General features: G+C 43.9%; 22 protein-coding genes and 1 riboswitch. Of the genes, 8 read left to right on the top strand and 14 right to left on the bottom strand.

The features are described from left to right. Positions 1 to 13 precede the first annotated feature (13 nt). From NLBNIHML_RS04435 to NLBNIHML_RS04465, 7 genes are all read right to left on the bottom strand, one after another. The gene (locus tag NLBNIHML_RS04435; protein ID WP_494353861.1) at positions 14 to 760 is read right to left on the bottom strand and encodes a class I SAM-dependent methyltransferase; all 747 of its coding nucleotides are present in this window, start codon (positions 758 to 760) and stop codon (positions 14 to 16) included. A gap of 36 nt (positions 761 to 796) precedes the next feature. Then, positions 797 to 1,219: an NUDIX hydrolase gene (locus tag NLBNIHML_RS04440; protein ID WP_494353862.1), complete on the bottom strand. Its 423-nt coding sequence runs from the start codon at positions 1,217 to 1,219 to the stop codon at positions 797 to 799. 24 nt (positions 1,220 to 1,243) lie between these two features. Further along, a complete protein-coding gene (locus NLBNIHML_RS04445; protein WP_472477636.1) occupies positions 1,244 to 1,669 on the bottom strand; it encodes an NUDIX hydrolase in 426 nt (141 codons plus the stop codon). Between the two features lie 59 nt (positions 1,670 to 1,728). Beyond that, positions 1,729 to 2,508, bottom strand: a complete 780-nt coding sequence (locus tag NLBNIHML_RS04450) for a phosphotransferase family protein (protein ID WP_494353863.1) — start codon at positions 2,506 to 2,508, stop codon at positions 1,729 to 1,731. A gap of 59 nt (positions 2,509 to 2,567) precedes the next feature. Then, positions 2,568 to 4,361: a serine hydrolase domain-containing protein gene (locus NLBNIHML_RS04455; protein WP_494353864.1), complete on the bottom strand. Its 1,794-nt coding sequence runs from the start codon at positions 4,359 to 4,361 to the stop codon at positions 2,568 to 2,570. Continuing rightward, positions 4,351 to 4,473, bottom strand: coding sequence for a hypothetical protein (locus NLBNIHML_RS04460; RefSeq protein ID WP_494353865.1), 123 nt, complete (start codon positions 4,471 to 4,473; stop codon positions 4,351 to 4,353). Before NLBNIHML_RS04460 ends, NLBNIHML_RS04455 begins: the two co-directional genes overlap by 11 nt. A gap of 478 nt (positions 4,474 to 4,951) precedes the next feature. Then, on the bottom strand, positions 4,952 to 5,470 hold the full coding sequence (locus NLBNIHML_RS04465) for a DUF3231 family protein (RefSeq protein WP_342570247.1): 519 nt from the start codon (positions 5,468 to 5,470) through the stop codon (positions 4,952 to 4,954). A 254-nt stretch (positions 5,471 to 5,724) separates the two neighbouring features. Here NLBNIHML_RS04465 and NLBNIHML_RS04470 point away from each other — a divergent pair, with 254 nt between their 5' ends. Beyond that, positions 5,725 to 6,570 (top strand): MBL fold metallo-hydrolase, encoded by an 846-nt coding sequence (locus NLBNIHML_RS04470; protein WP_494353866.1) that lies wholly within the window; start codon positions 5,725 to 5,727, stop codon positions 6,568 to 6,570. Positions 6,571 to 6,712: 142 nt separating this feature from the next. Here the strand turns inward: NLBNIHML_RS04470 and NLBNIHML_RS04475 are convergent, their stop codons facing one another. Both NLBNIHML_RS04475 and NLBNIHML_RS04480 read right to left on the bottom strand, forming a co-directional pair. Then, complete coding sequence (locus NLBNIHML_RS04475; RefSeq protein WP_494353867.1) at positions 6,713 to 6,922, bottom strand: hypothetical protein; 210 nt, start codon at positions 6,920 to 6,922, stop codon at positions 6,713 to 6,715. Between the two features lie 147 nt (positions 6,923 to 7,069). Beyond that, positions 7,070 to 8,347: a WD40/YVTN/BNR-like repeat-containing protein gene (locus NLBNIHML_RS04480; RefSeq protein WP_494353868.1), complete on the bottom strand. Its 1,278-nt coding sequence runs from the start codon at positions 8,345 to 8,347 to the stop codon at positions 7,070 to 7,072. Positions 8,348 to 8,683: 336 nt separating this feature from the next. On the opposite strand from NLBNIHML_RS04480, the gene NLBNIHML_RS04485 reads away from it, so the two are divergent. Further along, the gene (locus tag NLBNIHML_RS04485) at positions 8,684 to 9,613 is read left to right on the top strand and encodes an L-lactate dehydrogenase (RefSeq protein WP_494353869.1); all 930 of its coding nucleotides are present in this window, start codon (positions 8,684 to 8,686) and stop codon (positions 9,611 to 9,613) included. A gap of 291 nt (positions 9,614 to 9,904) precedes the next feature. Here the strand turns inward: NLBNIHML_RS04485 and NLBNIHML_RS04490 are convergent, their stop codons facing one another. From NLBNIHML_RS04490 to NLBNIHML_RS04510, 5 genes are all read right to left on the bottom strand, one after another. Beyond that, complete coding sequence (locus tag NLBNIHML_RS04490) at positions 9,905 to 10,825, bottom strand: tyrosine-type recombinase/integrase (RefSeq protein ID WP_494353870.1); 921 nt, start codon at positions 10,823 to 10,825, stop codon at positions 9,905 to 9,907. A 51-nt stretch (positions 10,826 to 10,876) separates the two neighbouring features. Next, entirely contained in the window at positions 10,877 to 11,956 is a 1,080-nt protein-coding gene (locus NLBNIHML_RS04495) for a hypothetical protein (protein WP_494353871.1), read from the bottom strand. A 264-nt stretch (positions 11,957 to 12,220) separates the two neighbouring features. Continuing rightward, positions 12,221 to 13,657 carry a branched-chain amino acid transporter BcaP gene (gene bcaP / locus NLBNIHML_RS04500; RefSeq protein WP_494353872.1) on the bottom strand — a complete coding sequence of 479 codons (1,437 nt, stop codon included), beginning with the start codon at positions 13,655 to 13,657 and terminating at the stop codon, positions 12,221 to 12,223. Positions 13,658 to 14,179: 522 nt separating this feature from the next. Then, positions 14,180 to 15,547 carry an amidohydrolase family protein gene (locus tag NLBNIHML_RS04505; RefSeq protein WP_494353873.1) on the bottom strand — a complete coding sequence of 456 codons (1,368 nt, stop codon included), beginning with the start codon at positions 15,545 to 15,547 and terminating at the stop codon, positions 14,180 to 14,182. Positions 15,548 to 15,667: 120 nt separating this feature from the next. Next, positions 15,668 to 16,219 (bottom strand): CGNR zinc finger domain-containing protein, encoded by a 552-nt coding sequence (locus tag NLBNIHML_RS04510; protein WP_339234390.1) that lies wholly within the window; start codon positions 16,217 to 16,219, stop codon positions 15,668 to 15,670. A gap of 143 nt (positions 16,220 to 16,362) precedes the next feature. Between NLBNIHML_RS04510 and NLBNIHML_RS04515 the strand changes: the two genes are divergently transcribed. The 6 genes from NLBNIHML_RS04515 to NLBNIHML_RS04540 all read left to right on the top strand — a co-directional run bounded on the left by NLBNIHML_RS04515 (position 16,363) and on the right by NLBNIHML_RS04540 (position 22,326). After that, positions 16,363 to 16,863 carry a DinB family protein gene (locus NLBNIHML_RS04515; RefSeq protein ID WP_339234392.1) on the top strand — a complete coding sequence of 167 codons (501 nt, stop codon included), beginning with the start codon at positions 16,363 to 16,365 and terminating at the stop codon, positions 16,861 to 16,863. A gap of 84 nt (positions 16,864 to 16,947) precedes the next feature. Further along, positions 16,948 to 17,101, top strand: a riboswitch (FMN riboswitch). 144 nt (positions 17,102 to 17,245) lie between these two features. Further along, positions 17,246 to 18,226 carry a DMT family transporter gene (locus tag NLBNIHML_RS04520; protein WP_339307844.1) on the top strand — a complete coding sequence of 327 codons (981 nt, stop codon included), beginning with the start codon at positions 17,246 to 17,248 and terminating at the stop codon, positions 18,224 to 18,226. 330 nt (positions 18,227 to 18,556) lie between these two features. Then, positions 18,557 to 20,053: an amidase gene (locus NLBNIHML_RS04525; protein ID WP_494353874.1), complete on the top strand. Its 1,497-nt coding sequence runs from the start codon at positions 18,557 to 18,559 to the stop codon at positions 20,051 to 20,053. A gap of 54 nt (positions 20,054 to 20,107) precedes the next feature. Further along, positions 20,108 to 20,716, top strand: a complete 609-nt coding sequence (locus NLBNIHML_RS04530) for a DUF1989 domain-containing protein (RefSeq protein ID WP_339255802.1) — start codon at positions 20,108 to 20,110, stop codon at positions 20,714 to 20,716. A gap of 139 nt (positions 20,717 to 20,855) precedes the next feature. Next, positions 20,856 to 21,482 carry a LysE family transporter gene (locus NLBNIHML_RS04535; RefSeq protein WP_339255804.1) on the top strand — a complete coding sequence of 209 codons (627 nt, stop codon included), beginning with the start codon at positions 20,856 to 20,858 and terminating at the stop codon, positions 21,480 to 21,482. 82 nt (positions 21,483 to 21,564) lie between these two features. Continuing rightward, complete coding sequence (locus NLBNIHML_RS04540) at positions 21,565 to 22,326, top strand: YqcI/YcgG family protein (RefSeq protein WP_342570256.1); 762 nt, start codon at positions 21,565 to 21,567, stop codon at positions 22,324 to 22,326. Positions 22,327 to 22,328 lie beyond the last annotated feature (2 nt).

Genomic DNA, 22,328 nt, shown 5'->3' on the forward strand with positions numbered 1-22,328 from the left:
ACTAAGTCCGCTTCTAAAGTTTCCTCGCTTTGATCACAAAAGTTACAGGTAACACCTTCGCTCTTTTAAGGAGATTATCGCTATTATCATGTAATTGCATGATATCCTCATCGGATTCCTCGATCATGTGTTCAATGACAAATCCCGCTTTTGCCAACGAATTGATATAGGTTGATATTTGCCGATCCGCTAAAGTTAGTTCACCCTGAACAAGATCAGGAGATACCGCATACCACGATTCATCAGAATATGGCTTATTGAAGACAAATCTATCGTTTTCTTCAACGACACATCTATGAATTGGATGAGACCAACTGAAAATAAAAATGCCATCTTTCTTTAAATAAGAAGCGATTCTGCTGAAAGTACCTTGAAGATCAGTGGTCCAACCGATGGCATAAATTGAATACACAGCGTCAAAATAATTCGTAGGAATTCCACATTCCTCTTCCATGGGTGAACATATCAATGTTGCCGAAATACCGTGTGTCCTCAAGTGTTGTTGTGTCTTTTCTATCTGTTTCTGTGATATATCCATACCCCACAGTTCACCAGCATTGTGATCCCCATGATACTGCAAGGATTGGCCATCTCCACAGCCCACCTCTAACATTTTTAATCCTGAGACATCCCCAAATAGTTGGTATTTTTCTTCTGATATGAATGCTCCATAATGCGGAAGCACGATTGCTCTCAAATAGTCATTCCCTCTTGTATCCCAATAGAAGCTGTTTGTTTCATAAACACTGTTCTTGTTCATCTGTTAGCCTCCCATTTATACACTACATCCAGAACATCACTTGTTACCTTCGTTGAAATATGTAATCTCATGGCCATTAAGTAAGCTTTTAAAGCCGCTCTTGTAGTACGGCATGAGCTCATCTGCCTGTGTAATATCCAACCATGCCATCTCAGAGATTTCATCTGGTCTTGATATCCCTTCTCCCCCTCCGACAATTTCTGCTCTGAATGTGATAAAAATCGCATGTTCCTGTATTTCTTCAAATTTACACTCGTTGATTGCTACAATACCGTGCACGCTAACATCAAGTCCCGTTTCTTCTTGGGCTTCCCGGATTGCTGATTGTTCCCATGATTCACCAGCTTCAACAGCTCCGCCAGGCAGCGACCAGCTTGAACGCCCTACATTCTTTACTGCAAGCACTTTAGACTTGGATGGATTGGTCAGTAGTGAGTAAACTACATCGACTCGTTTCATTGATTGACTTCCTTTCCGGAAACATTAAATATTACTCTTATCACTGAACTCAATGCAAAAAGGTTGCATCTCAGGGTTTAAACAAAACTCTATTCTTTCTCTGAAGTTTTTCCATTCGACTTTTAAAATGGCTTCTTCCATTGGAAAGAAACCAGAGTCTAAACTCTCCAATGATGTCGTTAATTCCCCACCTATTGGTTTGGCTAAAAATAATGTGTTACATATTGAATTTTCGATATTCTGAAAGATGCCGCAGAATTTGATAATTTCAATGTCGATGCCAGATTCTTCTTTCGTCTCTCTAATTGCAGCTTGACTAAGAGATTCTCCTTCCTCCACTTGACCACCCGGCATTTCCCATCCTCTTCGTGGGCCTCTAATAAGTAATAATTCATTTTTGTCGTTGATCACGATTGCAGCGGCAGATACGATATGTTTTGGAGGGCTCATTTGTTTTACTCCTTCTATAGAGATTGATATACGTTGGAATATAATAATATAAAACCAAACTAAAAGAAGTTATATATCCCGTCTTCAAAATAATTGTATTCTTCATCCGTTATTCTTAACTTTCCATACCCATTATAAAATATTTCTTTATCTCTTTCATTATCAAACGCATTAGGTTTCGGTCTAATGGCTAATGCTACATCATATCTTGGATCGCCATATGCCGCTCCTGCCCAGTCAATAACTCCAACAATATTGCAATCATTAACTAGCACATTATCTATAGTAAAATCTCCATGAATAAAAGTATTATCTATTGGTCTTGGCCGTGCTTCTTTCAACTGTTGAAGTCGTTCTGCTGAGCCGTCTACCGCAAAATGAGTTAGATTATATTCTGCTTTGCTAAGCATTGTATCTAACCAAGGACTGTCATTACTCAATAATTCAACAGGACAAGAACATTCATGTATTTTCTTTAAACAACGCCCAAAGTTAAAAATCGCTTTTTCTTTACTTTCAAGGTCAGGCATTGTAGAGAGAAATTCTCTTAAACTTATTCCGTCAATATAATCCATCAGAAGCCATCTCGATGTCTCCTCCATATGAAACGAATATACCTTTGGAACAGGGAGTCCCGAATGATGAAGGTATTGAAGCACCCGATGTTCATCGGATAACCATTCATTATAAAGAGCATTTTCTGTCTTCTTGATGATGTACTTTTGGTCGCACGTATGTAGAATAGCCACAGTAGAAGTATGACCTTGCTTAGGAAAAGTGATTTTCTGAACTTTCCCTATATGTTCTTTTATTTCAATGGGGAGATCCTGAATATTCATGGTTTCGTCCTTTCTGTTATTTCGTACTCTTTCTGATTGAGTGCACGTTGCATATCGCTCTAAAAGTACAAATCCCATCCCATAATAAAAGTAGCAAATAGGAAAGCAGATATGCCAGACATGATGTATACCGCCTTTTGCTTTTTGCTGTAACTTCTCTTCAGGAGCTTGTAGAACATCAAGACAAGGTACGCTGCTGCTAGAATCACATAAACCAGGTTTAAGATGAGATGTACGCGTAATGAAGAATAGGGGGCAAAGCCTAAGGCTCGCATGAACAATAGGGTCGTATTTAAAATCAATGCTAAACTGGCAATATTAATAGCAATATGATACTTATCAAAGCCTGTACCGGGTCTTTCCCAGTTTTTTAATTTGTATTTGGATAACCGAATAAAATAGCCAATTATCGCTCTCAAACTGAGCAGGATGGCTACTGCAAGCGCAATAAAAGATGCTTTGATCAAGTTTATCGTCAAGTTGGATACGGGCAAAAAGTCATTATAAGGAATGGAGACCTTCTCAATAGTCCCGTTACGCTCAACAACATTTGCAAAGTTACTAAGGTCAAATGTTGTATACTTCTGCAGACTTAACATCGAATATGCCTTCGTAAAACCAGAAACGACCCGTCGCGCAGGCAGATAATATCCTCCACTCTCAGATGTAACCGAATTTGTACTGAAGCTACTTCCAAACACTTTTTGAACAAGACCAACGCTATAAGCCATTTCATTTGACTGGTTTGTCATGACCACTAACCCAAATTTAGACTCCGGGTCAATAACAAATTTACTTGTAAATCCCGCCGTACTTCCAGCGTGTTCAAGTGCAGGCACCCAGTACTCCACTTCAAAGAAGCCATGTGCAATTCGAGGATTAGAAGTTCCATCATAATATAGACTTGGTGACAGCATCTCGTCTAACGTTTCCTTATTCGTGAATAATAAATTGCTATGATCCACCGGCATTAAAGCTGCGAGAAATTTAGCTGCATCCTCTGCTGTGCCAATGGCGGCCCCCGCAGGGTATAAGCTTATGTATGCTCTGTTCTTAGGGATGAGTTTCAGACTCGTAGTGTACCCTTGAATCTCATTTCTCTTTTTCAAGACGTTTAGATTATCATGTTGTGACGGGTGCATCGAAGTTTCTTTCATATTCAGCGGTTTAAATATATGTTCATTTACATATTTATAAAATAGTTGTCCGCTTTGCACTTCAACGATGTAAGCAGCCATAGCCGTACCATAGTTTGAATAAGCAACGACACTCCCAGGTTGATCAATCTGCCTTGGCTCAAATTTTTGCAAAGCTTCACCTAACTCCACAATATCACTCTCGGATGAATACCATAAATCGATCAATCTATCCTCCCACCCTGCGTTATGATGCATTAGGTTCCTTAGGGTGATGGGAGCATCGTATTCAAGCTTCTTAAGAAACCCTTCTGGTAAATATTCCTGAATATCGGTATCCAAATCAAGCTTCCCCTGCTCTACAAGTTGCATAACACTCGTCCAGACCAACAGTTTAGAGGTTGAACCCCATTCAAATACAGTAGAGGTGTCTGCCTGTCTCTTTTGCTCAAAATCTGCGTAACCATAGGCCTTATTCACAATCGTCTCACCGTTCTTGATAGCTACAACCGATACGGCAGCGGTTTTCTTTTGATTCGTGGCCACATATGAATCAATCGTTTCCTCTAGTGAAGACAACGCAATTCTGGAGGGTGTTGTCTCCACCTGCTCTACCTCAGCGCGCACAGATCCCGGACATGTCATTATGATGAATACAAGTACAAGAACAGAAGTGATTGCTTTATTAACATAGGAATATTTTTGATTAATCTTCATTCGCTACACCCTTATTATCTACTATAGTTTTCATGCCTTTATTTTGTAGTTGCATTAATTCATCATCAGATTCCTCAATCAATTGCTCAATGGCAAATCCAGCTTTGGCCAAAGTATTCACTTAGGTTGATAATTTACGGTTCGATAGTGGTGGCTTAAATCAATTCCACATTTTGAGAAAATTACCTTAATTATTTCTATAATAACCCATGCTGCAATATTTGCGAAGTACATTTAAAAGCGCATACATTTCACTCCAAATCAAAAAGAACCTCAGGAGCGTTCTCCGTGAATATAGCTAAGCGTTATATCAGACCCATCTTACTATCTTTTCGCTGACATAAGTTTGTAGTTATACAAGTTGATTTATTACTTCCCATCTGAGTTTTAGTTATAAAAAGTATCTTTTATATATTGAATCATATTACGCATCCTCCCTGCTTTGGGCAGCGGAAAGAAAGCATCGAGCAGTTAGAGAGAGGTGTCCTATGGAATAATATATGGTTACATATCAATCCAGCAACATAATTTATTTTAAAATATAAAAATCCCTGCTAACTTTTAATGTCAGCAGGGATCCTTTTTCATTTTTAAACTTCCACAGCTTCCGGTCTTTTCACTTGAAGAGGCGGAGGAATAAGCCACCCTTTTTCTTTACTCATTTGGAGAATACGAAGGCCTAACGCGGTTTTAGTAACGTGATATTTCGCAAATAAGGCTCCGATATCTTCTCTAATGGATTGGCCCATAACTTGACTACAAGCAACCAATCCCATTGAAGTATCAGAAGCAATACTTGCTGCTATCTCAGGATCTGTAATCCTTGCACCAACAGGAATGTCTTCCAGTTTTACTGGAGGTCTTTCTGGTAAAACTGGTGTTGTAGCAATTCCGTTATCAATGAGTAGAGTATCACACTCCTTGATCTCAAGTTTAGCTTGATCAATTAGTGCCTCCAATATTTTTTTCAAATCTTTATCTCCTGCATGATTAGAAAATGCTTGGTAAAAGGAAAGTGCCCCCTTCGCAACCGTTGAACATTGCCATACGCTGAAGATTTCACCGTAATGCATAGGTTCATTTTTTGGATTACCACTTAATATTCCCATCAAAACAGCTCCTTCAAATTTTAATGACCACCAGAAGTATAGTTCCATGTTCATGAGATACATATTCATAAGTTAAAAAATACCGATGGTATAATGGATTCATTTTTTTACACAGCGACATGCATGTAAGATGCGCTAGTTTTGTCCATTAATTGTTTGCTAATCCGCCTGCGGAAGGGTACAAAATCGGATAATTCTAAACTTCTGGGTATACTACAGCAAGTCAATTTAACATCGATAAGGAGGATGAGCTAATGAAAGAAGAATTGAATTACGGTACAGATTATAAGTTTATTCCTGTAACTTCAGTGGGAAGTGGTGTGGGGACTGAAATACGACCTGATTTATTTTGCTACACGATTCAAATTGTAAATATCTGTTTAGTAGGTAACCCGAAATCTGACGAGTTCGTTTTAGTAGATGCCGGAATGCCAAAGTCAGCAAATGAAATAATTTCTGTCATTGAGGAACGTTTCGGTGCAAACAGCCGGCCCAAAGCAGTAATTTTGACCCATGGACACTTTGATCATGTCGGAGGGGTGATCGAAATCGTAGAACACTGGGGAGTTCCGGTTTATGCACATCCATTGGAGATCCCCTTCCTCACAGGGGTTAAAAGCTACCCGGAACCAGACCCTACGGTTGAAGGTGGTTTGGTAGCAAAGATGTCCCCAGCTTTTCCTAACGAACCAATAAACCTTGGAAGTCATGTACAAACGTTACCTCCGAACGGAACTGTACCCCATATGCCAGGATTTAGGTGGATTCATACCCCAGGACATTCTCCCGGTCATGTTTCGTTGTTTAGGGAAAGTGACGGAGCATTAATCGCAGGTGACGCCTTTGCTACTGTAAAACAAGAGTATATGTATAAAGTATTAAATCAGGAATTGGAGATAAGTGGACCCCCTCGCTATTTAACAACAGATTGGGAAGCTGCAAAGCAATCTGTTGTTAAACTTGAGAGTTTAAAGCCATTGGTTGCTGTAACTGGCCATGGACTACCGATGTCTGGTGAATTACTAACAACAAGTCTGAGAAAACTGGTTAATGAATTTGACCGTATTGCCATACCGGATTATGGAAAGTACGTAAACTAATTTTTCCCTTCGAGCATAGTAATGTGAAGTGATATGAGTGCGCTGTGGAAATGTGATTTTTTCAGTTGTTTTCAAAAAAAGAAAGCCCCCAGCAGGGGGCAAAACGTTGATATATCAGCCTTTTTTTGATCAGTTTTGATGACTAAGCGTACATCAGATCCATAAACCCGCGAGTTACTTCTCCACCTTCGGCTGGTTCGGGCTGGTCTGTCTTTGCGTGTTCTGCCATGCAAGCCTTCACTGCTTCTTCTGTCGTACAACGATTGGCATCATCACATGTGTAGCATAATTGAAGCATATATCTGGTTAAATCATCCGCCTGCGTGAATTGAGTCTGTCCGTTGGTTCTCATCTTCATCACTCCTTCTCTTGTTGAGTTAAATATATCACCTTCTAACAACTTTATTTGTGATTTATTTCACAAAATAAACAAAAAAGAAAAGGAACCTTTCGGCTCCTCACTTTCCCTATATTTAATCACATCGATAACACTCTACTTTTAAAGCACTTTCCAATGTACACCGCCGTCCACCGTTTGCAATAACAACGATCTTTTGGCATCTGTATTCTCAACCAATATCCAGCCAAGTTTGGAGGTAATCATCTGAATCTTCACGATCTCCGGATAGTCTTCAAGAATTTTCTCCAGTACACTGCTCGCAGGAAGAGCGCTCCATGTTTTGCCCGCATCCTTGGTGTGGTAGGTTATGCCCTTTTGCATCGCCCAACCTTCTAGAGCGTTCAGAAATACCGGTGAAAGGTTACGATTCGGACCCGTTTGTTTATTCAAAGTAAAATTGGATAACTTCCAGCTCTTTCCACCATCTGTAGTGAAAAAACCATTAAATGTCGTGCTCTCCCCTTGAGAACAGGACATTGACATCCAGGCTGACTGTGCTTCACGTCCAAAAAATTGGGGTGAACTGACACTAAAATTACCACACCCGTTGAATTTATTCCGATCAAAGAAAGATGGTCCTTTATCCCAGTTCTCTCCACCGTCTGACGTTACGTACAACTTCGGTGTGCCGAACTCAATCGCCGTTAGGAAACCATGCTTCGGATCGGAGAAGGTCATACCTGTTGTGTATCCACGCTGAGAAATCTCTTCTGCTTTCGGTGTACCATCCCCATCACTCGATGACATCCGGTTCCAAGTGATTCCACCATCTTCGGTAAAGTACAGTTTCTTGTCCTGCTTACCAATAGCGGTATCCACCGTGGTGAGAATCCATCCTTTTTCAGGAGATACAAAGGAGATCGCAGTCACTTTATCCGTCTTGGAAAGCGATGATAGACTCCAACTTACCCCTCCATTGTTGGTACGAAGCACCATGGTGTCTGTTCCACCCATGCCTTCGCGAACAATCCAACCGTGCGTACGATCTACAAAATAAATGCTTTGTCCATATTGAGGGTTAGCCGGAAACTGTACATTTTCCGAAGGTGAAATATTGGTCCAGGTCTTTCCTTGATCCTGTGTATAGTACAGACGCAGCGCATTACGCGTCACCCCCCATGCCAACCCTCCATTGTCATTAAGCAACTGGAAATCGGTCAAACGGGTCTGTATTTGATACTTGGCCATATCCGCAGATTCTGTACTGTTGACAGGGGGAACGACAGTTAATGTCTGCCCTGTATTCCCGGAATCCTCCTGCTGCTGCGGAGGTTCTGCTTCCGGAGGTTGATCTGAGTCGGTGCATGCAGCCAGTAAGGCTGCTATACCTATAGACAGCAATGCTGTCTGCGCGATTTTGATCCATTGCAAACGCAAGTGGGTTCCACCTCTCTCATCCAATATACAGGCGCGCATGCCTGTCCTATGGCGTTATATTTACGATTCATCAGAATCCACTGCTCCTATTCTACCACAAACCTTGTGTAAAAGGCTCATTGCCCCCTCTAGGGCTGCCCTACTCCCTCTTTTTAACTGAAGCTCTGGGCTAGGTGTTGCACATTTATTATCATTAATTTCATCCTAAATTGTTTTTCGACGGAATAATTGGTAAAAAGACATGTAATGTGAACTATTTTATAGACAACACTCGCTTTCTATTCTGTAATCCCTTAATATGGATGGGAGTATAACCCAAAAGGAGTGGATGTGAACATGACAAATAGTGCAGCATTGAAACCAAGTCGTGTCGTGATTGTAGGCATGGGTGCGGTGGGAACAACAACGGGATACACGCTAATGTTGAGACAGCGTTCGTCCGAGTTGGTATTTGTGGATGTGAATCATGATAAGGCAACCGGCGAAATGCTGGATATGAACCACGGTCTTCCGTTTACGGGAGGCGTGAAAGTATGGGCTGGCGATTATTCCGACTGCAAAGATGCAGATATCATTATTATTACAGCAGGTGCCTCCCAGAAACCAGGCGAAACCCGGATTGATCTGCTGAAGAAAAATGCAAGCATTTTCAAAGAAATTATTGAGCGTATTACTGAAGTGAATTCTCATGGTATTTTGTTAATTGCAACGAATCCTGTAGATATTTTGTCCTATACTTCATGGAAACAAAGCGGATGGCCTGCTTCCCGTGTCATCGGTTCAGGCACATTGCTCGATAGCGCACGTTTCCGTTACCTCATTGGTAAGAATAAAGGGATCGACCCACGTAGTATTCACGCCCACATTATTGGTGAGCATGGTGATTCCGAAGTACCGGTATGGAGCCTGGCTAACGTTGCAGGAACAGATCTGGAATTGGATGAAGAAACACAGCGGGATATCTTCGACCATACCAAAAATGCAGCGTATGAGATTATTAATGCCAAAGGGGCCACTTCCTATGCAATCGCCCTTGCTCTGGACCGCATTGTAGCTGCAATTCTCGGCAACGAAGGCTCCGTCCTGAACGTGTCCACGTTGCTTGAAGATTACAATGGCGTATCGGATGTATATCTGGGCGTTCCATGTGTTGTTGATCGCAACGGTGTGCGCGAGATCCTTCCTCTTCCGTTGAATGAAACCGAAAAAGTGGCTTTCCAGGCTTCTGCTAACAAATTAAAAGAACAGATCGCTGGCTTGGAATAATCCGACCGCTTATCATTCATGTCGTGAACGATTAAGCATGTTAACCGTTGTCATTTAACATATCTGTCATACCCAAAGGGACCATTGGAGTCTTCCAGAGAGAAGCTTCAGATGCTTCCCTTTGGTTTGATTTTGATTATAACTATGATTGTGAATGTGATTATGATTATTTAAATTATAAAGTTAACATAATATATATTATGTTATTAATTCTCCCCTCCACATGAAAACAAATAAAAGCCTGTCCATAGGACAGACTTCTCTTCAGATTAAATAAGCGTTATTTATTTCTTAATATGTCGGAAGTTTAACGTCAAGCAGAGCCATAGCCTCTTCTTTTTCCCTACTGGTGACATGTGTATAGACAGTTGTCGTTTGAATCGATGCGTGACCGAGCAGCTCCTGCACCGTTCGCAAGTCGGCTCCGCGCCGTAACATCATGGTCGCGAAGGAGTGACGCAGCTTATGACTGGAGTAGTTTTGACGCTGATTGGCTGGTGATTCCTGCTGGAAGCGTTCAAAGGTTTCCGTAGATATGAGCTGAATGCTGCGAATCGACAGTCTCTTTCCTTTTTGCGAGACAAACAATGCTTCCTCTTTCGGTCGCCAAGGTTCCAAACGCTCTGCCATAGCTTGAGACAAGACGTTTGCCACGGTCTCCGGTACAGGTAGCGAGCGCCATTTACGACCTTTACCAAATACATCCAATGTACGCCGCTCCGCATTATAGTCTTTGCAGTCCAAAGCATGCACTTCTCCAACCCGTAATCCCATATACCCCATCAGCAGAAAAACAGCCAGATTGCGTGTGCGATACTTGCCTTCTACCGACTCCAGAAAACGTGTCAGCCCACTTTCATCCAGGAAAACGGGCGCACGGTTTTTCTCGGTTTTGGATTTCTTAATCCCAAAAGCCGGATTATTCGTTAACAATTCGAGTTCAATGAGGGACTTGTAAAAGCAGTTCACCGCCGCATGTTTGCGATTTCTCGTGGCATCACTAACCCCACGCTCCCGCGCACGGGACAGAAAAGACAACACATGCAGCTTTTTGACCTGCTCCAGTGACTTTCCTTGAATGGAGACCAGGAATTCCACCACGTCACCTGTGTATGATTTTACCGTATGGCCTGTATATCCGGCGTCCTTCATCCATATGTGAAAAGCTTCTAGCTCGTCCGCATACTGCTCCTGGATCTCCTCAGTCATCATCTGTCTACGTCACCTCGATTCGGTTAAAATTGGCTCTGCTGAACACAAACCCTATGTTTCATCCACTATAACAACGTCAATTAGCGGAAGGATCACTTCGGGTTTGCCTTGACTGCGCGTAAGTACAAACGATGGCAATGGATTCTCATGCAGCCCATTCACGGATTCACAGATCTGAGTATACAGATCCATATGCAAAGTCTCACCTTCACCTGCCACATCGATAACAGGCCAATCGTTCTGAACACATGCAGGCCAGTAAGCCAGTTCATTCGCCGGCACGATACTTAATTGCTGAATGGACGTGTCCATACAGTAGATCCCTTGCCGTTCAGGTTCATCCCCCAGCTTGTCTACAGCTATCATTCGAGCGGACTGCTTGTCTGGTGCAGAATAGAGTGAATAACACCAGGGAGTCACGCCCCAAGCCATCGCCATCAGACCTTCTTCCAATAAAGTATCTGACAGATCCCCTTCCGCAAATTGTTCAATCAGATTATGGTTACCCGGTCCAATCAGTTCTTCTACACGCTTAGCGAGCCGAGGCAGGTCAGCAAGAATAAATCCTGCTCTACCGTAGGAGTCAAATACATGATGGTTTCTGCTCCATACAGCTTGAGATGGTGAATTCAACGACGCTGCTTCTGCCGGGAAAAGCGATATATATACGGTAATCACCTGCGCGTACTTAACCATGGCAATCTGCTCAGGTTCGAGCGTGCCTTCAGCAATACGGGGTGTTTTCATATGCAGGGAGATTCGAAGTTCGTATTCCCCTTCTGTAAATGCTGACCAACCCAGATGAACAGGCTGTTCAACACCTTCAATTGAAGCAATAGAGATCGTGCTATCTGGTTTCAGGTTAACTGCATATTGTACGTATGCCAGCTCCTGACCATAGATGATATGGGCGTCTTGTCGATTGACGGGTGATTCCAACGGTTGTGCAATGACAGATACTTTACGTCCATCCTTCAAAAGGCGCTGTGGATCTATATCCAACTGTAAAGTTTGTGAAGCCTCTGAATCTGAAACAAGCAACTGAGCCTCCGACAGTACGGTTGAGTCAGCCAAAGCAAATCCAAACGCTGCATTTTGATGCTCTGAATTCGTATGTAATGGTGTGTTCATGATACATCCCCTCTCTTCTGTCTGATGGCATGTCACATCCCCAAATATATTTCATATTTGGCTTAGCCGCAACCCCGGCTCCCTAATTATGTTAATCATGCCCCTTAATACTTACCCATATATGAAGAAAATACCAACCTTCTCCGGCTGTTATCTCCCTTTGTCCTTCTATATAAAAAATCCCCATCCCGTTTCGCCTAAGCGATACAAAATGAGGAAACTAGAAGATATTTCTCGATTTAATCTGTTCTCTGCTTGTCTACTTTACTTATCCTTCGCTCTCATAGCACTGGAGATTCGGCGTGCCGGATTCAGATGACTATAATGGCGTCCATACGCAAAGTAAATAATCAACCCGATGATTAACCAGGCAAAAAACGTAATCCATGTCAGAGCCGCAAGGCGTGTCATCAAGTATACACAGCCCAAGGCACTCAGAATCGGAATCAGCGGCACAAGTGGAACGCGGAAGCCTCGTTTGAGATTCGGGTTATTTTTACGCAACACGATAATACCCAGACTTACCACTGCAAAAGCAAACAACGTTCCGATGTTCGTAAGTTCTGCCAAGTGTCCCAGCGAGATGAACCCGGAGAACAGAGCCACGATAATGCCCGCAACCCAAGTCCCTACGGCTGGTGTCTGACTCTTGCCACTAACTTTGGAGAAAACGGGAGACAGCAGTCCATCACGAGACATGGAATAGAGCAGTCGTGTCTGGCCATACATCATGACCAGCAATACCGTCGATATGCCCGCAATCGCTCCAAGAGATACAATCCAGGATAATCCCTTTAATTGAACAAATTCAAATGCAAACGCCACCGGATCACTTACATTCAACATGTTATACGGCACGATCCCTGTGAGAATCAATGATACAACGATGTAGAGCACGGTACAGATCGCCAGTGACGCAATAATTCCAATCGGCAAATCCCGTTGTGGCCGCTTAACCTCTTCTGCAGCTGTGGAGACCGCATCAAATCCGATATAAGCAAAGAATACGGTCGCTGCTCCCGCAGTTACGCCTGAGATACCAAAGGGCAAGAATGGCTGCCAGTTGGTTGGCTCTACATAGAAGACACCCACACCAATAAAGATCAACACCACGATAATTTTAATCGCAACCATGATGCCGTTCGCACGAGCCGCCTCCTTCACCCCTCGGGTTAGCAAGAAGGTGATAATTAACGTAATGACCGCAGCCGTGATATCAAAATAGGTTCCTTTTTCCGGGCTGAACGCACTCGTCAGTGCATGTGGTAACTCCAATCCAAATCCGGACAATAACGTTTGGAAATATCCCGACCATCCGCTGGCTACCGCCGCACTCGCGAATCCATACTCCAATATCAGATCCCATCCCAGAATCCAGGCAATTACTTCACCAAAAGCCGTATAACTATACGTGTACGCACTACCCGATGCCGGTATGCTTGAGGCAAACTCCGAGTAACACAATGCAGCGAAGGCACATATGATACCTGCCAGCAAGAATGACAGTACAAGACCCGGGCCAGCATACGTTGCGGCAGCTACACCGGTCAGCACAAAAATCCCGGTACCAATAATTGCACCTACCCCAAGTGTGGTTAAGTCCAAGGGGCCGAGCGCCCGTTTTAATGCACTGCTGTTATCTCCCTCCGAAGCAATTGGTTTTTTACGAAATAATGAAGATCGATGTTCGTTCTCACGCATAGTCATGTTCCTCTCGTCATGAATCTTGAATGTGCTATGGATGCAGCAGAGATTAAATGGTTTCCCATCTGTTCTATGAAAAAGTCATTTGTTCTATCTTATCGATCAACTATAAAAACCTATCGAATTCCACACGTTATCGCGTTGCTTGGTTAAATTTATTTTTTAGGATCTCTTATTTTGTTCTTTTTTCGCGAAAATTATCATGAACTGTTGCACGGGATTGAATATGAAAATTGATTTAAAACAAAACTGCGTATAATTTATATTATGCGCAGTTTTTATGAGTCTAATTTTCTAAGTAAATCATCTATAACCCTCTGTTATATGAAGCCAAGAGAATGAGAGCTTTTTTCGTCTTTTTCCGCTGTCCCTTCCTCCGTTATCCTGTCTAATTCGACGATATGCAAGCATGTAAAAGAGCCACATCGCATGATATGGCTCTTCCTTTCCTCTTTATACAGCTAGAGGTGTATATGAAAATACGAAGTAACTATTTCTTGGCTTTTATGAAAAAGCGAATCAGGAAAAAGCAATTCTCTCCGCGTCTGACATCCGGTACTGGGATAACAAATATTCTTGGCTCTGCATCGCGGTATGACGAATGGCGTCCAAATCAACATGGAGCAGCTTACCCTCTCGCTTCACGAGTTTACCTGCTACAAAGACCGTATCCACATTGGAAGGATTGGCGAACTGAACGACAGCGCCGATTGGATCATGGACGGGGAACAGATTCAGATCCGTAGTACGAATCATGATCAGATCTGCTTCCTTTCCTGGGGTCAACGTACCGACCTTCTGCTCCAATCCCAATGCTTGTGCACCAGCCGAAGTTGCAAATCGCAGTACTTGGCTGGACTGCAAGTTCAATTCACCAGGCATCTCACCCTGCTGCAGAAGTTGTTCGTTGGCTCTGGATCGTTCTGCCTGAAGTGCAAACTTCATCTGCGAGAACATATCTCCTCCTGTGGACGTGACAACATCTACACCAAGTGTAGGGGTTCCCCCATGTTCAAGAAAATAGCCGGTGGCCGGGTATCCATGACCCATCATCATTTCAACCTCAGGTGTGACCGACAGGGAAGCACCGCTATCCGCCAACATTTTATATTCATCCATACCCATGGTGTTACCATGAACAATATTTACTCGAGGACTTAGCAACCCCGCTTCATACATGTGACTAATCGAGCGATCTACCGATCCCCAGCTGCCAAATCCGGCGTGCATGGAACAGATGGCATCCAGTTCTTGGGCCAGTTCGATCTCTTTTACCGTTGTATCCCAATGACTGAACTCTGGACCACGAATAGCAAGCCCATAAGTAAGCAATTGATCCCGTGATGAAAAATAACGTTCTTTGACTCTTCGCACATCGTTTGAATATGTCAGTTGACTATCCCGGTTCCAGTAGTTCGTCTCACCAGGAACTCCGTGAGCAAATACTGCCCGAATCCCCGCATCCTGAAGACCACGAATCAGTTCATCCGTATGGTCTGAGGAATACGGCATGCTCCAATCCAACACTGTCGTAACACCTGCATTAAGCGCTTCCAAGGAACCGAGCAGGTTAGCAATATAACTATCCTGTGGGCGGAGCTTGCTTCCCATCGCACCATAATAGAGATTCTGCAAATAAACAGGCAATGACCAATTGGTTCCCGCTGTTTTGACCAGTGATTCCCACATATGCCGATGTGTATCCACCAGCCCAGGCATAATAATCATGGATGAAGCATCGATGACCTCCACATTCGGAATATCCAGGTCGGGTTGAATCGCCATGATTAATGAATCCTGAATTAGAACGTCCGCCCTTTTATACTGTCCAATCCGTGCATCCATCGACAACACGCAGCCATTTTTCAACAGATAACTTGTCTTCACAAGACACATCTCCCATCTATTTTGGTTTGAAAGACGATTACATCCTGCATACGAACCCGTACTGCTTCTGACTATTATTTCGCTAGTATATATACATTATATAGCTGTTGTTAATATTTTTCAATTTTGGGTTTTGCGTTTGGCTCGAAATCTTCTGACCTTCATCAGGTTGCCGCACATCTTATCATCACAGTACTTCTGAGTTCTGCTTCGGGTATCATCATAGAACATCCAGCGGCAATCCGAATTATCACAGATCCGAATTCTGCCCCCTTCTCCCTCCACCAACGTTGTTGCAAAGTCAGCAGCTACCTCAGCCATAACCTGTTGCCAATGAGCTTCTACAGCTATTAGTTGGAGTTTCAGTCCCTGATCAATTGTAGTCAATGTTCTTTTTACATACCCTGCTTCCATAACATCATTCAGCCATTGTTGTTCTTCATCCGTTAATGATGCTCCAGAAGACAAGCGGGCTCCAAGAGCCATCAATTCATTCCTGAAGTCTCTCATCAATAACTCATCTTCTGGAGAAGCAGGAACAGAAGCCTGAAGTTGCCATCGATCCAGAAATTCTTGCTGCCAGTTCGCCTTCCCGAGCCTGTCCTCCGATCGATCTCCCCCACGCCAATCGTGATAATCGCTGTTTACAAAATCAGTCCAAAGTCTGTCCATGTCTACCTCCGTTTAGTGTAACCATCTTAATTCAATAAAGGTGGTTACACTCTGTCTTTGATGTGTTATATTAAGTGTAACCTCATTAATCAGTTTTAGCTAGTTACGTCATACATCACAATAATACTCAAGGAGGAACGGCAATGACGAAAACAACAGCATTAGATGTGTTACTGATTCAAAAGGATGATACATGGGATCAATGCAATTGGATTGTACCTTTGTCGAAGTCTTTGGAAGGTCTTACAGCAGAGCAAGCAGCCTGGATTCCACCCTCAGGAGGATTAAGCATCTGGCAGTTGGTTAACCATATGTATTATTACAATCATCGCTTATTATGTCGCATGCAAGGTAAAGAACCTACCCTTCCTGCTGTAGACTCCAATGAATACACGTTTGGCAATCCTGGAGATGCAACGGACACAGCCGGATGGAATACACTGATGAAGAGTACAACTCGATTAGCCCAACAATTGCGAGATCAATTGGCTGCACTTGAAGAGTCAGACCTTGAAGCTGCGTATATGGACTCCGAAGAGAAATGGGTACACGAACTTGCCCGCTGGATACTTCATGATGCCTATCACGCAGGACAGATTGTGCTGCTTCGCAGACAGCAAGGAAGCTGGAAAATCGTTTTCTAAAAAAAATGCTTGAACTGCTAGCGCTTACAGGAATAAGATGAACTTATTAATGTTACAGCTTGTTCAACACACTATATAATTGAATAGGATCTTCGGGGTAGGGTGCAATTCCCAACCGGCGGTGATGTTCTTCGGAACCAGCCCGCGACTCGCTATTTGTTCTTAACAAAGGACATTTAGCGACTGACTTGGTGTGAATCCAAGGCCGACGGTACAGTCCGGATGAGAGAAGATCAACACATTGACATGCCGTTCACGGGAAGGCCTCTTTCCTGACGCATGTCCTTGGATGAGCCCCCGTTTATTTGGTATATACCAAAACGGGGGCTTTTGTCGATTTTGCCAACTGAAGATTCCGTGTTCTGACGAAGGAGTCCTGAATATGGAAAAGACATCAGCAGCATCACCTGTTTACCGCAAGGAACGAAGTAATACCGGATTCTGGCTTGTAGTTCTCGGCGCCGCTTTATGGGGTGTCGACCCACTCTTCCGCATTATTTTGCTAAATACGATGACATCCACGCAGATTGTACTGGTGGAACATATCATTGTCAGTCTGATCGCCATTCCTGTGCTGTGGAAATTCCGGGCTGATCTGAAAAACCTGCGTGCTCGCCACTGGATTGCCGTGATCTTTATCTCATGGGGAGGTTCAGCTCTCGCAACGGTGTTGTTCACCATGGCACTTACGCATAATGATCCAAACACGGTTCTTTTATTGCAAAAAATGCAACCACTCTTCGCTATCGTGCTGGCTAAGCTGTTATTGAAAGAGACGTTACCACGTCGCTTCGGTGGATTGTTCTTCATCGCATTAGCAGGAACGTATCTGCTCACATTCGGCTTCACATTGCCATTAGGTAACTGGGACAACTGGATTCATGCTGGAAGCTTGTTATCCCTTGGGGCTGCTGCCTTATGGGGAGGTTCAACCGTTATGGGACGATTGATGCTGGGACAGGCGCGTTACGAAACCGTCACCTCCCTTCGCTTTGTCGTTGCGCTCCCGCTCCTGATTTTTATGACGTGGAACGAAGGTGCGGCATGGACGTTTCCATCCGGAACGGGTGAACAGACTGCTGTTATCCTCAATATTCTTGGTCAGGCATTGTTACCAGGTTTGCTAAGTCTTCTGCTGTATTACAAAGGTCTGTCGTCAACCAAAGCTTCTGTTGCAACACTCGCAGAGCTTAGCTTCCCGATGGCAGGTGTGTTGGTGAACTGGATTGCTTTCCGTACACTGATTACATGGGAGCAGTTGCTTGGTTTCATCTTGATCTGGGTTGCCCTCTTTGCCATTTCCAAACAGCAAGAAAGATCATCCACTGTGGCCGATGCGGCACCAAAGCTGCGAACAGAGTAAGGTAATATCCACATCACATATAGATCAATAATTATCAAATATTAAAAGAAAGCCATTGTACATCGGATTAGATGAGCAATGGCTTTTTCATTTCCACTCCATTGATATGACTAGATCATTTTCTCAATGAGTAATACGAGCTACTAACCCCCTATTTTATTCGATATCGCAACTGATATCGAAACTCCTCCCCTCTTTTCCCTTCAACCTCATATCGAATATGCAAATCATTGCACTACGTCTCTTCAATGTTTTGTCTTTTGTCCAATCCGGTGGTACGATGACATATGGAATAAACAGATGAATTATATTCAGAGAGGAACGATCATCATGTCTTCATTCTCATATACCTCCTACGACGCCGTAGGTTTGGCTGAACTGATCCGATCCCGGGAAGTATCCCCGGTTGAATTGCTGGAAGCGGCGTTTGCACGCCTTGAAGAAGTGAATCCGCAACTCAATGCGGTTATTCGTACATACGAAACTCGCGCCCGGGAGGAAGCAAGCTTGGTTCGCCCTGGAGAACAACCTTTTGCCGGTGTGCCCCTACTCCTGAAAGATATCTCGCAATCCTTGGAAGGTGAATTTCTGACTTCAGGCTCCCGTCTGTTCAGCGAGCATCGGGCATTACGCAATTCCAATTTTGTCACTCGACTCCGAGATGCGGGTTTTATCATCATAGGACATACGAATACCCCCGAGTTTGGCTTGAAAAATATTACAGAGCCCCGCCTCCATGGTCCAAGTCGCAATCCCTGGAATATCAATCACTCGCCAGGTGGATCAAGCGGTGGTGCCGCTGCCGCTGTAGCTTCGGGTATTGTTCCCCTAGCTGGAGCCAGTGACGGAGGCGGTTCGATTCGTATCCCGGCTTCCTTTAGCGGATTGTTTGGATTGAAGCCAACCCGCGGGCGCACACCTGTAGGACCGGGAGTTGGTCGTCAATGGCAAGGCGCATCGATTGATTTTGCCCTCTCTCGCTCGGTTCGGGACAGTGCTGCATTGCTGGATACTTTGCAAGTCATACAGCCTGAAGCTGCGTTTCATGCTCCACTCTTTCCAGGCAGTTACTTGGCAGATATGAACTATCCACATCAACGCAAACTGAAAATTGCATATACAACGGATTCACCGGTGGGTACACCCGTCAGTGCAGAAGCCAAAGAGTCTGTATTCAAGCTCGTTCGCTGGTTGGAAGACCAAGGTCATCATGTTGAAGAAAAGCTGAGTCCAGTCAACGGAGTCAGATTGATGGAGAACTATTACATGATGAACAGTGGAGAGATGGCCGCGATGATCTCTTCCATGGAACGCTCCATGGGCCGGGCTCTGACCTCCGATGATATGGAGATTGAATCCTGGGTTCTGGCTGAAGCTGGAAAAAAGGTGTCCGCAGCAGAATTTGTACATAGTTTAGCTGAATGGGATGTAGCCGCAGCTCAGATGTCTATCTTGTTTGAGCGTTATGACTTCTACGTCACACCTGTTAATGCTTTTTCTGCGCCTAAGATTGGAGAATTAACACCTCACGACGAACAGATCCATAATCTGATGCGAATTAGTGAATTGGACAAGACCCAGCAGCAACAACTCATCTATGAAATGTTTGAGCCCAGTCTTACGTATACACCTTTCACCCAGCTTGCGAATCTGACCGGCCAACCTGCGATAAGTGTACCTCTGCATCTCACACCTGAAGGTTTGCCAATGGGTGTTCAAGTGATGGCAACCAAGGGACGTGAAGATTGGTTATTACATCTGGCTGCACAGCTTGAACAATCAGACCTCTGGATCGGGATGAAAGGTAATCCACTTTTCCCAGCATGAAAACTTCATCTGCTCCGCATACTGAAAACAAAAAGTAGCGGAGGAATGTGACGGATGAATACGAATCAACGCCATAAACAGTCTTATCGTATCCCTGCCAAAACGGGATATGCTCTGAAAGTAAGCAAAGGTTCCTTACTACGCATAACAGATCTGGAGGGACAACAAGTTATTGATTTTGTAGCGTACGATGCTACAGATGCTAATCATCGCTTGGACCCCGGTGTGACCATGGACGTATTGCGTACTTACCGAATTAAACCGGGACAGTATGTGTATTCCAATCAATATCAACCAATACTCAAGATTGTTCGTGACACCGTTGGAGTACATGATTTCTTCAACTCCGCTTGTCGTCCAGAGATGTATGAGGTGTTATACGATAAAAAGGATCACGCCAGTTGTTACCACAATCTGAACACGGCACTGGAACCCTTTGGGATCTTACCACCGGATCAACACTATCCCTTTAATTTGTTTATGAAGTCCGTTGTAGACAGTGAAGGCAAGATTGATGTTGTAGCTCCCGATTCTCGTGCGGGGGATTATATCGAGATGGAGGCGTTAATGGATCTCACGATTGGGCTCTCCGCTTGTCCTTGTGAAGAAAGCTCTTGCAACGGCTACAACTGCACCCCAATCCAATTGGATGTGGAACTTTAACAGAATAAACAATGCCTTGATACAATACGATAAAAAGCAGCTTGTTCTAATTCACTCCTTGCGGGAATACGATGACTTGTACCCATGTTCTGTGACGACTGGTACAATTCATCGAACCCGTTAAGGAGTGAACGTGTTTATGTCTGTACTGTTCAGTTATATTATTCTGGGAATATCATTGTCCGCTCCAATCGGTCCGATTAACGCCGCCCAACTCGACCGTGGAGCCCGACATGGATTCATGCATGCATGGATTTTGGGGCTCGGTGCCATGTTTGCGGATCTGGTGTATATGCTGCTGATTTACTTTGGGGTTGCCCATTTTCTGGACACGCCGTTCATGCGCTCTTTTCTCTGGTCATTTGGTAGTTTTATTCTAATTTACACGGGAGTGGAAACGCTCTCGAAGCTGAAACAGGGGATTCAAGGTACATCTACTGCAGAGGCCACTGTTCAGAAATCTTTTATATCCGGCTTTTTGATGGCCCTGTCCAATCCACTAAATATTTTGTTTTGGCTCGGGATCTACGGCTCCATTCTTGCGACGACTGTGAAGCATACCGACACGGCCCATTTGCTGCTCTACAGTTCAGGCATATTCATCGGTATCCTGGTGTGGGATGTCATTATGGCTGGCATGGCCAGCCGATTCCACAAACATAGTAGTGAGAATGTATTGCGCTGGATCTCCATCATTTCGGGAATCTGCCTGATCGGATTTGGTTTATATTTCGGGTACGAAGCCGTGCGTTCCATTTTTTTCTGACAATAAAATCAGGCTGGACAGTCACCCAACTTCCCCCACATTAATACTGTAACGGTATCATGTGGAATGGAGTTGGGTATTCATGGCGGAGCTGTATAGTGCCGACGAAATAAATAATTTATATGAGCGTCTTCCATCTTGGCAGCAGGACGCTTATTCGCAATTTGCCAAGATGATCGCCGATGAACATAATACGTATCCGTGTGTACCTGGACGAATGGGATTTCTGTCAGGACATTTGAGATACGGCTTTACGTGTGACCCTCGTTCAGAACAGGCTGCTGTAGATATGGCCGATCTGCTCAGACAGTATGGCCCTGTTTCCAGAGATACCGGTCAATACGCTTCGATGGTTGTGATCTGTGAGACGCCAAGTGATCTGAAAGAGCATACAACGGTAGAGCAATATCAGACGTTATTCTGGCAAATGCTTAATCGGGTAAGTTCACACGATACCGAGCCGTGGCCTGAACATATTTCAACTGATCCTCATGATTCATCATGGGAGTTTTGCTTTGGCGGAGAGCCATATTTTTGTTTCTGTGCGACTCCAGCACATGAACTCCGAGCTAGTCGGCACTTTCCTTATCTCATGTTTGCCTTTCAACCACGATGGGTATTCGAATCCATTAACGACAACACGCCTCTAGGCCGTAAAATGAAAACTTTGATTCGCAAACGTCTCGCTGCGTATGATGCTGTACCTGCTCACCCTTCACTGATGTGGTATGGTCAGCAGGATAATCTGGAATGGAAACAGTATTTCTTGCCTGATGATGAGCAGACACCTTCCAAATGTCCTTTCATGCGGATGAAGCAAGCTTTAGGTAAGTTCACGAAATAATC

Source organism: Paenibacillus sp. JNU01 (assembly GCF_059130585.1).